Origin of the sequence: Pseudomonas sp. GM50, from assembly GCF_000282375.1 — a bacterium.
In the GTDB taxonomy this organism is placed as follows: domain Bacteria; phylum Pseudomonadota; class Gammaproteobacteria; order Pseudomonadales; family Pseudomonadaceae; genus Aquipseudomonas.
The window spans coordinates 1-13,874 of the sequence record NZ_AKJK01000116.1 but is presented as its reverse complement, the minus strand read 5'-3'; the positions used below and the strand labels follow the sequence as shown (position 1 = coordinate 13,874).

The window sequence follows — 13,874 nt, the reverse complement described above, 5'->3', positions numbered from 1 at the left end:
CGACGGTTACGGAACCGGTAGTGGCGCCGGCGGCGATGGTGATCACGGCGCCGTTGCTCAGCGTGACGGTGACCGGAGTCCCGGCGGCATTGGTCAGGCTCGCGGTGTAAACAATCGACCCGCCTTCAGCGACGGAGTCGGTCGCCGACAGGCTGAGGGTGGTGGTGTCTGAAGTGTCAGTGATCGAGGTGTCCGCCGACTTGCCGTCGACCTCCAGCTTCTCGTAGTTGCCACCCTTGGCATCGTCGATCTTGACGCTCAGCGAGCTGCCGCCGGCCAGCGCATCGTTTGGCGCAACGAAGTCGACAGAACCGCTGCTCGAGCCGACTGGAATGGTGATGGTCTGGCCGTTGGACAGGGTGACAACCACCGGCGAACCGGTGACAGGCGATGTCACGGATGCGGTGTAAACCACGGTGCCGCCTTCGGCGACGTTCGCGGTGGCAGTCAGCGAAACGGTGCTGGTGTCGAGGGTGTCGTTAACGGTGGTGACCGCCGGTGCATCGCTGGCGACCAGGTTTTCGAAACCGCCACCAGTCGCGTCTTTGATGGTCGCTTCGACGGTGCCGGTGTCTTTGTAGACATCGTCCTTCGGTGCATCGACGGTTACGGAGCCGGTGGTTTTACCTGCTTCGATAGTGATGACGGCGCCGTTGCTCAGCGTGACGGTCACTGGTGTACCGGCCGCATTGGTCAGGGTTGCCGTGTAGGTGATCTGGCCGCCTTCATCCACGGCACCGGTCGCGGTCAGCGACAGGTTGGTGGTGTCCGCAGTGTCGGTAACCGAGGTGTCGGCCGACTTGCCGTCGACTTCCAGCTTCTCGTAGTTACCACCTTTGGCGTCATCAATCTTGACGCTCAGGGAACCGCCGCCAGCCAGCGCATCGTTCGGCGCTGTGAAGTTGACAGAACCGCTGCTGGCGCCCACCGGAATAGTAATGGTCTGGCCATTGGACAGAGTGACAACCACTGGCGAACCGGTGACCGGTGCGTTGACGGACGCGGTGTAAACCACGGTCCCGCCTTCAGCGACAGTAGACGTCGCCGTCAGATTGACCGTCGAAGTGTCGAGGGTGTCAGTCACCTCGGTGACCGCTGCCGCCGGGTCCGTCACCAGGTTCTCAAAGTTGCCACCGGCGGCGTCCGCGATGGTGACTTCGACCTTGCCGGCATCTTTATAAACATCATCGGCGGGCGCATCGACGCTCACGCTGCCGGTGGTCGCGCCAGCGGCGATGGTGATCACCGCGCCGTTGCTCAAGGTCACAGTGACCGGCGTACCGGCCGGATTGGTCAGCGTCGCGGTGTACAGAATCTGACCACCTTCGGCCACTTCGGTGGACGCCGACAGGCTCAGGCCGGTGTCGTCTTTCGAGTCGGTAATGGTGGTGAGCGCCGGCTCGGTGCTCGGGGTCAGTTGCTCGAAATTGCCGCCGGTGGTGCCGGTGATCGTAGTGCTGACGGTGCTGCCATTGTTGTAGACGTCGTTCGCAGAGGTATCGACAGTCACGCTGCCGGTGGTTTTGCCCGCTTCGATGGTAATGACCGAGCCGTTGCTCAAGGTCACAGTCATCGGCGTGCCGGCCGGGTTGGTCAGGGTGGCGGTGTAGGTGATCTGGCCGCCTTCGACGACGGTGCCGGTGGCGCTGAGGCTCAGGCCGGTGTTGTCGATCGAGTCGGTGATGGTGGTGACGGCAGGCGTGGTGCTCGGTACCAGGTTCTCGAAGTTGCCGCCGGTAGCGCCAGTGATCGTGGTGCTGACGGTGCTGCCGTTGCTGTAGACGTCATTGGCCGGGGTGTCGACGTTCACGGAACCGGTGGTTTTACCGGCTTCGATGGTGATGGTCGAACCGTTGGACAGGGTCACGGTGACCGGCGTCTGCGCCGGGTTGGTCAGGGTCGCGGTGTAGGTGATCTGGCCACCCTCAGTGACACTGCCGGTGGCGGACAGGATCAGGCCAGTGTCGTCGACCGAATCGGTAATGGTGGTGACCGCCGGAGTCGGGTTCGGCACCAGGTTCTCGAAGTTGCCGCCGGTAGTACCGGTAATCGTGGTGCTGACGGTGCTGCCATTGTTGTAGACGTCATTGGCCGGCGTCGCAACGTTCACGCTGCCGGTGGTCTGGCCGGCATCGATGGTGATGGTCGAACCGTTGGACAGGGTCACGGTGACCGGCGTCTGCGCCGGGTTGGTCAGGGTCGCGGTGTAGGTGATCTGGCCACCTTCGGTGACGGTCGAACCCGCTGTCAGCGTGACGGTGGTGGTGTCGGCGGAATCGGTAATGGTGGTGACGGCCGGGGTTGGATTCGGCGCCAGATTTTCGAAGTTGCCGCCAGTCGCGCCGGTAATGGTGGTGCTGACGGTACTGCCATTGTTGTAGACGTCGTTGGCCGGCGTCGGAACGTTGACGCTGCCGGTGGTGTTGCCAGCGGCGATGGTGATGGTCGAACCGTTGGACAAGGTGACGGTGACCGGCGTTTGCGCCGGGTTGGTCAACGTCGCGGTGTAGGTGATCTGCCCGCCTTCGGTGACGGTCGAGCCCGCTGACAGTGTGACGGTGGTGGTGTCGACGGTGTCGGTGACCTGGGTCACGGCCGGAGTAGTCGGCGGGGTGACCACGATACCGCTGCCGCCCGTGGTGCCGGTGACGGTCACGTTGATCTGGGTCGGATCGTTATAAACAGTGTCGTTCGGTGCCAGCGGAACGTTGACGGTTCCGGTGGTTTGACCGGCTGCAATCACGATCACCGAGCCGTTGGACAGGGTAATGGTCAGGTCGGTCAGCGGCGCCTGGGTCAGGGTCGCGGTGTAAACCAGCACGCCACCGGCCTCGGTGATGGTCGGCGTGGCGCTCAGGCTCAGGGTCGATTCGCGCAGGGCATTGGTGCTGGTATCGGCAGTCTGGCCGCCGGTGGTGTCTTGTGTTGCCAACGCGGCAGTGGCGAGACCCTCTGTCGGGAAGCCAATGGTTGGGTCGACCCGGGCAGCGGTTGCCTCCAGGGCCACGAAGCTGTGGCCACCACCGGTAGAGCCACCTCCGCTCGCAGCCGTAGGGCCGGCCGCGGTGGCTTCAAGAGCGGTGGTCGGGTCGACGCCGGCGGCGATGGCTTGCTGCAATTCGTCAACCGATGGCGCGGCTTGTGCAGTGGCTTGCGCAAGGTCGGTGCTGGAATCCGGATCGCTGCCGCTCCACTGAGTGTCGCGGCCCAGGTCCAGGGTGCGGCCATCAGCCAGTTCGAGCGTAATGGCGCCGGCGGCACCGGTGTCTACCTGATCTCCGACCAACAACCGGTCGCCTTCAACGAGTACGCGGCGGATGCCTTCTGGCGACACCGCGAAAACCTGACCAACAATGCTTTTGACGATGGCAACAACACTGCTCATTGAAGACTCTCCGGGTGTCACGTTCAGTTGACTTCCATGAACCGGTCAGCGTGCTCGCCGATCGGGGCTGGATGTACTTTCAAAATATTCGGTGCATAACTTTGGCGCGTTATCGTCAATAATTTGGCTATATTTTTTCGAAATTAACTTTATGCCAAACTATTGACCTTATGGGAGCCATCCTAAACAATCGTCCAAGTAATGTCACATTGATATTTAAGCGGCGACCTGTCCTACAGTGTGTGACCCAGTTCCGATTTTGAACTTTCCGACATACGGTCATTCCGGTTGCCATCATCCGATGCAGTGCCACGTTCTGCAGTGATTCAAGACAAGAAGTCCCGGGAAATTCCAACTATGCGTTTGCACCTGTTCAAGGTTCTACCCTTCGCCCTTGCCGCCAGCTTTGTTCAGGCACAAAGCCTCCCGCAGGCCATGCAGCAGGCGCTGGACGTCCATCCGGAAATTCAGGCAGGGGTTAACAGCCGATTGGCCGCGGATTATCAGTTAAAGGCCGCCAAAGGGGGATACCTGCCGAGGGTCGATCTGCTGGGCGGTTATGGTCGTGAAGGCACCGACAGCGTCACCACCCGCGCCGCCGGCAACAACAATCACTGGGAAACGCTGAATCGTAGCGAGTCAAGTTTACGTCTGTCGCAGATGGTGTTTGACGGTTTTGCGACGTCCAGCGAAGTGGGGCGTCAACAAGCCACCGTTAATTCCCGTGCTTATTCCTTGCTGGGCACGTCGGAACGTACCGGGCTGACCGTCGCTCAGGTCTATCTCGATGTATTGACCCGCCGCGAATTCGTGCGCCTGGCCGAAGACAACCTGAAGAACCACGAACGGATTCTTGACCAGATCAAGTTGCGCACCCAGCGTGGCGTCGGGAGCGGCGCTGACCTTGATCAGGCTGACGCGCGTATGGCCCAGGCCCGCAACAACCTGATCACTGAACAGACCAACCTGGCTGATGCCGAAACCAACTTCCTCAGCGCCGTCGGCCAGATGCCCGATCAACTGGAGCGGCCTGCCGATTTCATGGCGCTGTTGCCGGCCAACCTGAATGAAGCCCGGGCGCAGATGCTGGAAAACAGCCCGATCCTGCGCTCCGCCGAATCCGATATCGCCGCCGCCGAGAAACAGTACGAAGCCGCCAAGTCGAGCTTCTACCCGCGCTTCGATGCCGAACTGGGTCGCACCGCCGATAACGATCTTGATGGTCAGAACGGTCACAACAACGAATGGCAGGCGATGCTGCGCATGCGCTTCAATTTGTTCGCCGGTGGCAGCAACAAGGCTGATCTGGAATCCAAGTCCTACCTGTCGAACCAGGCGCTGGATATTCGCAACAACGCCCTGCGCGTGCTGAATGAAGAACTGGGCCTGGCCTGGAATGCCTTGAACAACGCCAATGCCCAAGTGCCGATCGCCCAGCAGTATGTCGATCGCAGCGCCAGTGTTCGCAGTGCTTATCAGAAGCAGTTCAGCCTTGGCGAACGCACCTTGCTCGATCTGCTCGACAGTGAAAACGAGCTGTTCAGCGCTTCCCGTCGGCTGGCCGAGATCAAAAACATTCAGTTATTTACTCAGTACCGAATCAAGGCGACCATGGGCGAATTGCTCAAAAGTCAGGGCGTGGTCGCACCGTTGGCATCCGTTGTGCAAAACGACGTGAAGCCCAAGGTCCAGCTGCCCGGGATGAATTGAGTCCTGCCCCATTTCAATCGTTAGCCAAGAGTGTCGAGCGTGGAATCAGAAGTCAGTCGAGTTCAACTCATTCATGATCCGCGCGCGCTGCATGACGATCCGTTACTGGACGGCCTGCTAGCCCTTTGCACTTTGCACCAGAAACCGGCCAGCGCCGCGATGCTGACCACCGGCCTGCCGTTACCCAAACAACGTCTAAGCGTCGAACTGCTGCCCCGCGCAGCCGCTCGTGCCGGGCTGCAAGGGCGGGTGTTGCAACGCAAGCTGGAGCAGATTCCGGCGATTGCCATGCCGGCGCTGTTGCTGCTCAAGGACGGTCGCAGCGCGGTGCTGCTTGGCTGGCAAGGTGAAGACCAGGCCCGCTTGCTGCTCAGCGAAAGTGATGGTGGTGAGGTCTGCGTCAACCGTGCACTGCTCTCCGACGACTACATCGGCAAGGTCTTCTTCGCCCAGCCCCAACACAAATTCGACGTCAACCACGGCACGCTGATCCCGCGCGCGCGTTCGTGGTTTCGCGACACGCTCAAGCGTTCGCGCTGGCTGTACGTCGACGCCATCGCTGCCAGTTTTCTGATCAACATCATTGCCATGGCCGCGCCACTGTTCGTGATGAATGTCTACGACCGCGTGGTGCCGAACCAGGCCGAGTCGACCCTTTGGGTCCTGGCCATCGGCATCACGGGCGCTTATGTGTTCGACCTGATCCTCAAGAGCCTGCGCAGCTTGTGCCTGGACCTGGCCGGCAAGAAAACCGACCTGATCATCTCCGCAACGCTGTTCGAGCGCATCGTTGGCATGGCCATGAAGTACCGCCCGGCGCGGGTCGGCAGCTTCGCGCAGAACATCCATGAGTTTCAGAGCCTGCGGGACTTTCTCGCGTCGCTGACCCTTACCAGCCTGATCGACCTGCCGTTTACGCTGCTGATCTTTATGGTCATCGCGATCCTGGGCGGGCATCTGGTGTGGATTCCGGTGCTGGCGTTCCCGATTGCCTTGCTGATCGGTTATGCCTTGCAGAAGCCGCTGGTGGCGACCATGGAACGAACCATGGCCCTGGGCGCCGAGCGTCAGTCGAGCCTGATCGAAACCCTCGCCGGCCTCGATGCGGTGAAGGTCAATAACGCCGAAAGCGAACGCCAGTATCAGTGGGAACAAACGATCGGCACCCTCAGCCGCCTCGAGCTGCGGGTGAAAATGCTGTCCGGTCTGGCGATGAACATCACCTTGCTGATTCAGCAACTGGCCGGGGTGATCATGATCGTCTTCGGCGTGTACCAGATCATCGACGGCCACCTGAGCATGGGCGGCTTGATCGCGTGCTACATGCTCAGCGGTCGTGCCCTCAGCCCATTGGCCTCGCTGTCCGGCCTGCTGACCCGCTACCAGCAAGCCCGTGTGACCATGACCTCGGTCGATCAGATGATGGAGCTGCCGCAGGAGCGCAATTTCGACGAGCGCCCGCTGAGCCGCAAGGTGCTGCAAGGCGCCATTGAATGCCGTCAGCTGAGCTTCACTTACCCGGATCAGCAGAACCCCGCGCTGAAGGGCATCAACCTGATCATCAAGCCCGGCGAGAAGATCGGCATCATCGGCCGCAGCGGCTCGGGCAAAAGCTCTCTGGCCAAATTGCTGGTGGGCCTCTATCAACCGGATGACGGCGCGTTGCTGGTGGATGGTGTGGATATCCGTCAGATCGACGTCAGCGAATTGCGCCACAACATCGGCTACGTGCCCCAGGACATCCAGTTGCTCGCCGGTACCCTGCGCGACAATTTGGTCTCGGGCGCGCGCTATGTCGAAGACGAATTGGTGTTGCAAGCCGCGGAACTGGCGGGTGTTCACGAGTTCGCCCGTCTGCACCCGCAAGGTTATGAGCTGCAAGTCGGTGAGCGCGGGCAGAACCTGTCCGGCGGTCAGCGCCAAAACGTCGCCCTGGCCCGAGCGCTGTTGCTCAACCCGCCGATCCTGTTGCTGGACGAACCGACCAGCGCCATGGATAACACCGGCGAAGAACGCCTCAAGCAACGCCTCGCTGCGGTGGTGGAAAACAAGACCGTGGTGCTGGTGACGCACCGGGCTTCGCTGTTGTCGCTGGTGGATCGTCTGCTGGTAATTGATCGCGGGCAGATTCTTGCCGATGGCCCGAAAGCCGCCGTCATGGAAGCGTTGAAGAAGGGGCAGATCAGTGTTGCTTAAGTCCGGGGTCAAAGATTCCATCCGCCGCTACTTCAAAGGCTCCGCGTCGCTGCAAGGCCAGCCCCTTCCCGAGGTCAACAAAGCGCTGATCGAAGACGCCCCGCGCGTGGTGCGATTGACGATCTGGGCGATCATCGGCTTCTTCGTGTTCCTGATGCTCTGGGCCAACTTCGCGGTAATCGATGAAGTCACCAAGGGCGACGGCAAGGCCATTCCATCGTCGAAGATCCAGAAAATCCAGAACCTCGAGGGCGGTATCGTCTCCGAGTTGTTCGTCACCGAGGGGCAAATCGTCGAGGCCGGCGCGCCGCTGATTCGGCTGGACGACACGCGGTTTGCCTCCAACGTCGGTGAAACCGAGGCCGATCGGCTGTCGATGCTGCTGCGTGTGGAGCGCTTGAGCGCCGAGGTCGATGACCGTCCGCTGAACTTCCCCGCCGACGTGCTCAAGGCTGTTCCCACCCAGGCCGCCAGCGAAGAGTCGCTGTACATCAGCCGTCGTCAGCAACTGCACGATGAGATCGGTGGCTTGCAGGAGCAATTGATCCAGCGTCAGCAAGAGCTGCGCGAGTTCACCTCCAAACAGTCTCAGTATCGCAATGCGTTATCGCTGCAACGTCAGGAAATCAACATGTCCGAGCCGTTGGTGGCTCAGGGCGCGGTGTCTCCGGTGGAAGTGTTGCGACTCAAGCGTGCCGAGGTCGAAACCCGCGGCCAACTGGACGCCACTACCTTGGCGATCCCTCGCGCCGAATCGGCGATCAAGGAAGTGCAGCGCAAAGTCGACGAGACGCGCGGCAAATTCCGCAGCGAAGCCCTGACTCAACTCAACGAAGCGCGCACCGACCTGAACAAGGCCCAAGCCACTGGCAAGGCCCTGGAAGACCGGGTTAGCCGGACGCTGGTGACATCGCCGGTGCGCGGTATCGTCAACAAGTTGCTGGTCAACACCATCGGCGGCGTGATCCAGCCGGGCAGCGATCTGGTGGAGATCGTGCCACTGGATGACACCTTGCTGGTGGAAGCCAAAATTCGTCCGCAAGACATCGCCTTCCTGCACCCGGGGCAAGAAGCGACGGTGAAATTCACTGCATACGACTACACCATCTACGGTGGGCTGAAGGCCAAGCTGGAGCAGATCGGCGCCGACACCATCACCGACGAAGACAAGAAGACCACGTACTACATCATCAAACTACGCACCGATCGCAGCCACCTGGGGACGGATGAAAAACCGTTACTGATCATCCCGGGGATGGTGGCGTCGGTGGATATCATTACCGGCAAGAAGACCGTGCTCAGTTATCTGCTCAAGCCGATTATTCGGGCTCGGGCCGAGGCGTTGCACGAGCGGTGATTCTCGGTTGGGGCTGATGGCCTCTTCGCGGGCAAGCCTCGCTCCTACAGGGACGCGGGGCTTCTGTAGGAGCGAGGCTTGCCCGCGAAAGCGTCCTCAAAGCCACCACAATTCAAAAGCCATATCGTTATTCACTAACGGTATTTAAATTTCAATTCTTATACCTATAAAGTCACATCCCTGCGTACCTGCCGACCAATCGGCGCGCCGCACGACACGAACCAACACGGGACCTCCGTGAGTTTCTGATCGATGCGCGCCCTTGAGCGCGCTGTGCGTGGGAGTGATTTTTATGTCAGTTGTCTCTTTTTCTCCAAAGCCCGTGTCAACCAGCGTCGCCGCCATCGCGTCGCAAGCCTTCGAAGTCCGGCCATTTAGCGGCGCTGTCGGTGCCGAAATCATCGGCCTGGACCTGTCCCGCCCGATCAACGACCGGGACTTCGCCCGTGTCCATCGCGCGCACCTGGATCATCATGTGGTGGTGTTCCGCGACCAGCGCATTACCCCCGAACAGCAGATCGCCTTCAGCCGGCGTTTCGGTGTGTTGCAGATCCATGTACTCAAGCAATTCCTGCTGGCCGGGCATCCGGAAATTCTCATCGTTTCGAACATCATCGAGAACGGCCAATCCATCGGCCTCGGGGATGCCGGCAAGTTCTGGCATTCGGACCTGTCTTATAAAGAGCTGCCGAGCCTGGGCTCGATGCTGCATGCCCAGGAGTTGCCGTCCGAAGGCGGCGACACGCTGTTCGCCGACATGCACAAAGCCTGGGACAGCCTGCCCGAAGCATTGCGCAAAGCGGTCAAAGGGCGCTCGGCCGCGCATTCCTATACCGCGCGTTACAGCGAGAGCAAATTCGAAGGCAATTGGCGCCCGACCCTGACACCGGAGCAACTTGCTCAGGTTGCCGAAGTGGTTCACCCCATCGTCCGCACCCACCCGGAAAACGGTCGCAAGGCGCTGTTCGTCAGTGAGGGCTTCACCACCCGCATCGTCGGTTTGCCGGAAGACGAGAGCAAACAATTGCTCGACGAGCTCTACGCCCACAGCGTGCAGCCGCAAAACATTTACCGCCATCAATGGCAGGCCCACGACCTGGTGTTCTGGGACAACCGTTCGCTGATTCACCTCGCCGCCGGATGCCCCAGTCATCTGCGCCGCAAGTTGTATCGCACCACCATCCAGGGCGACGCGCCTTTCTGATTTCGGAGAATTCCCATGTCCAAACGTCTTCCATTTGCACCCTTGGCTGCGGCCATTGGCCTGGGTTTCAGCCTGCTCGCCGGTAGTCTGGTAGCGCCGACCGTGGCCCACGCCGAAGGTGAAATCCGTATCGCCGAACAGTTCGGCATCGTTTATCTGCTGCTCAACGTGGTGCGCGATCAGAACCTGATCGAGAAGTACGGCAAGCAGGAAGGCATCGACATCAAGGTCGACTGGACCCAGCTCTCCGGCGGCTCGGCGGTCAATGATGCGTTGCTCTCCGGTTCCATCGACATTGCCGGTGCCGGCGTCGGCCCGTTGCTGACCATCTGGGACCGCACCCACGGCAAGCAGAACGTCAAAGCCGTGGCTTCCCTGGGCAACTTTCCTTACTACCTGGTGAGCAATAATCCCAAGGTCAAAACCATCGCCGACTTCACCGAGAAGGACCGCATTGCGGTGCCGGCGGTCGGGGTCTCGGTGCAGTCGCGCTTCTTGCAATACGCGGCGGCCAAGCAATGGGGCGACAAGGAATTCAATCGCCTCGACAAGTACACCATCGCCGTTCCGCACCCGGATGCCACCGCGGCACTGATTGCCGGTGGCACCGAGTTGAGTGGGCACTTCTCCAACCCGCCGTTCCAGGATCAGGCGCTGCAAAACCCCAACGTGCATGTGGTGCTGAACACCTATGATTTGCTCGGCCCGAACTCGCCGACCGTGCTGTTCGCCACCGAGAAATTCCGCGACGAGAACCCGAAAACCTACAAAGCCTTCATCGCCGCGCTGACTGAAGCGGCCGAGTTTGCGCAGAACGATAAAGGTGCGGCGGCCGACACTTACATCCGCGTCACCAAGGCCAAAATCGACCGCGCAGCGTTGCTGAAAATCATCGACAACCCGCAATTCGAATTCAGCATCACACCGAAAAATACCTACCCGCTGGCCGAGTTCCTCTACCGCGTCGGCGCGATCAAAAACAAACCGGATTCGTGGAAGGACTACTTCTTCCAAGACACCAAGCCGCTGCAAGGGAGCTGACCGACATGAACGCCCCTTTGCAAGGCCACACGGTCAGCAAACCGATCGCGGCAGCTCAAGCGCTGCTGTCGGTCGACCAGGTCAGCCTGGAATACCGCACGCCTGCGCGTGTGGTTCGAGCGACGCATCAGGTCAGTTTCGAGATCGATCCGTCGGACCGCTTTGTGCTGCTCGGTCCTTCCGGCTGCGGCAAGTCGACGTTGCTCAAAGCCGTTGCCGGGTTCATTCAGCCCTGTGAGGGTGAGATTCGCCTGCAAGGCCAGCGGGTCGATGCGCCGGGACCGGACCGGATCGTGGTGTTCCAGGAGTTCGATCAGCTGCCGCCGTGGAAAACCGTCAAGCAGAACGTGATGTTTCCGCTGCTCGCTTCTAAAACTCTCAAGCGCAAAGAGGCTGAAGAGCGGGCGTTGCACTATCTGGACAAGGTCGGTCTGGCAGCGTTTGCTGATGCCTATCCGCATACCTTGTCTGGCGGCATGAAAGCTCGTGTGGCCATTGCTCGCGCCTTGGCGATGCAGCCGAAGATCCTGTTGATGGACGAGCCCTTCGCCGCCCTCGACGCGCTGACCCGACGCAAGATGCAGGAAGAGTTGCTGCTGCTCTGGGAAGAGGTACGTTTCACGCTGCTGTTTGTCACTCACTCCATTGAAGAGGCGTTGGTGGTGGGCAACCGGATCTTGCTGCTGTCGCCCCATCCGGGTCGAGTGCGGGCGGAAGTCCACAGCCATCAATACGACTTGCACAGCTTGGGTGGCGTCGCGTTCCAGGAATCGGCGCGGCGGATTCATCGGCTGTTGTTCGATGAAGGTCAGTCGGCGGAAACCGAGCGTGCGCTGGATTTCGCCGACATTCGCATCGCTTATTGAGCCATTGGAGGATTGCCCGATGAGCCATTCATCATCTGCGCGTCAAGAGTACGAAACTGTTTTGCAGCCGCTGACCAGCGTACCGCTGGAGCGTGAATTGCCGCTCGGCCAGCGTCTCTGGCAGCAGGGTTGGCTGCGTAAAAGCCTGATCCTGATTTTGCTCGCGGTGCTTTGGGAGGCTGTCGCCCGCTATCAGAACAACGACCTGCTGCTGCCGAGCTTTTTGCAAACCGCCAGCGCGCTGCAGGACGGCCTGCTCAGTGGCGAACTGCTGGGCAAGGTATGGATTTCGCTGGTTGTTTTGCTCAAGGGTTACCTGATCGGCATCGTTCTGGCGTTTGTCCTGACGACGCTGGCGGTGTCGACCCGGTTCGGTCGCGATCTGCTGAGCACGCTGACTTCGATGTTCAACCCATTGCCGGCCATTGCCCTCTTGCCACTGGCGCTGCTGTGGTTTGGCCTGGGGCAGAACAGCCTGATTTTTGTACTGGTGCATTCGGTGCTCTGGGCGTTGGCCTTGAACACCTATGCCGGGTTTCTTGGTGTTTCGGAAACCTTGCGCATGGCCGGGCGCAATTACGGCCTAAAGGGCATGCGTTTCGTGTTGTTTATTCTGATTCCAGCTGCGCTACCGTCGATTCTTGCCGGGCTGAAAATCGGCTGGGCCTTCGCCTGGCGTACGCTGATCGCTGCTGAATTGGTGTTTGGCGCTACCAGCGGCAAGGGTGGTTTGGGTTGGTACATCTTCCAGAATCGCAATGAGCTGTACACCGACAAGGTGTTTGCCGGGTTGGCGGTGGTGATCCTGATTGGGTTGCTGGTGGAGAATCTGGTGTTCGATACGTTGGAGCGGGTGACTGTTAAGCGGTGGGGGATGCAGCGATAGGCTTTGGGTTCTCGGGTGACTGGTCTGGCCCCTTCGCGAGCAGGCTCGCTCCCACAAGGGATCTTCGGTGGCTGCAGATTTTGTGTACGACAAAGAATCCATGTGGGAGCGAGCCTGCTCGCGATGGGGCCAGACCCGTCACCACTTCAATTAGGGATGTTTGCTAGCATTGCGTCTGAATCAATCCAGATCAGCTACGAGTGCTCAGCATGCAACTCCCGGACATGAACCTGTTGGTCGCCCTCGACGCCTTGCTCGACGAGGGCAGTGTGGTGGGCGCTGCGCGGCGGATGAACCTCAGCCCGGCGGCGATGAGCCGGACGCTGACGCGGATCCGCGAGGCCATCGGCGATCCGATTCTGGTGCGCGCCGGCCGTGGCCTGGTGCCGACGCCCAAGGCACTGGAGTTGCGCGAGCAAGTGCGAGACCTGGTGGAGCAGGCCGCTTTGCTGTTCCGCTCCGCCGATGAGGTGGATCTAGGCAGTTTGCGCCGACGGTTCAGCATTCGCGCCAATGATTTCTTTGTTGGCGTTTACGGCGGCAAGTTGTTCGACACGATGGAGCGCCAGGCTCCGCATTGCGAGTTGCGCTTTGTCCCTGAGGGCGATGGGGATGACGAAGCGTTGCGCGAAGGGCGCATCGATTTAAGCGTCAGCAACAATCGGCCGCTGATGCCGGAAGTGAAGGTGCAGAACCTGTTTTCCACTCACTTTGTCGGGTTGGTGCGTGAAGATCACCCATTGTTCGATGAAGAGATCACCGCCGAACGGTACGCCGGGTTTTCCCATATCAGCATGTCGCGCCGGGGGATCGCCCGCGGGCCGATCGACACGGCGCTCAACGCCTTGGGGCTGGAGCGGCGGGTGGCGGTGATTGCGCCGAGTTTCCATGCGGCGATGTTCGCCTTGCCGGATTCCGATCTGATTCTGCCGGTGCCCAAGGAGGCATTGCTGAGCGTGCGGCGCCTGGGTTTGAAGCTGCGCTCGTTCACCCTGCCGATCCCGTTGCCAACCCTGATGCTGACCCAAGCCTGGCACCCGCGTTTCGACAAGGACCCAGCCCATCGCTGGATGCGTGAAACCCTCAAGACCTGTTGCGATGAGACGTGGTTGGCGGCACAGCCTACCTAAAGTTGATCCCTCAATCCCTGTGGGAGCGAGCCTGCTCGCGATAGCGGTGGATCAGTCAACATTGATGTTGAATGTGTTGGCCCTATCGCGAGCAGGCTC

9 protein-coding genes are annotated in these 13,874 nt (G+C 60.4%); 8 read left to right on the top strand and 1 reads right to left on the bottom strand.

Annotated elements, in window-relative coordinates; genetic code table 11:
* On the bottom strand, positions 1-3,385 hold a 3,385-nt coding region (locus PMI30_RS03545; RefSeq protein ID WP_008014092.1), incomplete at its 3' end, for a retention module-containing protein.
* Positions 3,386-3,742: 357 nt separating this feature from the next.
* Here PMI30_RS03545 and PMI30_RS03550 point away from each other — a divergent pair.
* The 8 genes from PMI30_RS03550 to PMI30_RS03585 all read left to right on the top strand — a co-directional run bounded on the left by PMI30_RS03550 (position 3,743) and on the right by PMI30_RS03585 (position 13,775).
* Positions 3,743-5,095: a TolC family outer membrane protein gene (locus PMI30_RS03550; RefSeq protein ID WP_008014090.1), complete on the top strand. Its 1,353-nt coding sequence runs from the start codon at positions 3,743-3,745 to the stop codon at positions 5,093-5,095.
* Positions 5,096-5,134: 39 nt separating this feature from the next.
* Positions 5,135-7,291, top strand: coding sequence for a type I secretion system permease/ATPase (locus tag PMI30_RS03555; protein WP_008014087.1), 2,157 nt, complete (start codon positions 5,135-5,137; stop codon positions 7,289-7,291).
* Positions 7,281-8,648, top strand: coding sequence for an HlyD family type I secretion periplasmic adaptor subunit (locus PMI30_RS03560; protein WP_008014085.1), 1,368 nt, complete (start codon positions 7,281-7,283; stop codon positions 8,646-8,648). The genes PMI30_RS03555 and PMI30_RS03560 overlap by 11 nt, the downstream gene beginning before the upstream one ends.
* A gap of 292 nt (positions 8,649-8,940) precedes the next feature.
* On the top strand, positions 8,941-9,852 hold the full coding sequence (locus tag PMI30_RS03565) for a TauD/TfdA dioxygenase family protein (RefSeq protein ID WP_008014082.1): 912 nt from the start codon (positions 8,941-8,943) through the stop codon (positions 9,850-9,852).
* A 15-nt stretch (positions 9,853-9,867) separates the two neighbouring features.
* Positions 9,868-10,893: an ABC transporter substrate-binding protein gene (locus tag PMI30_RS03570; RefSeq protein WP_008014081.1), complete on the top strand. Its 1,026-nt coding sequence runs from the start codon at positions 9,868-9,870 to the stop codon at positions 10,891-10,893.
* A 5-nt stretch (positions 10,894-10,898) separates the two neighbouring features.
* Positions 10,899-11,759: an ABC transporter ATP-binding protein gene (locus PMI30_RS03575; RefSeq protein ID WP_008014079.1), complete on the top strand. Its 861-nt coding sequence runs from the start codon at positions 10,899-10,901 to the stop codon at positions 11,757-11,759.
* A 19-nt stretch (positions 11,760-11,778) separates the two neighbouring features.
* Entirely contained in the window at positions 11,779-12,645 is an 867-nt protein-coding gene (locus PMI30_RS03580; protein ID WP_008014077.1) for an ABC transporter permease, read from the top strand.
* Between the two features lie 209 nt (positions 12,646-12,854).
* Positions 12,855-13,775 carry a LysR family transcriptional regulator gene (locus PMI30_RS03585; RefSeq protein WP_008014076.1) on the top strand — a complete coding sequence of 307 codons (921 nt, stop codon included), beginning with the start codon at positions 12,855-12,857 and terminating at the stop codon, positions 13,773-13,775.
* Positions 13,776-13,874: the final 99 nt, after the last annotated feature.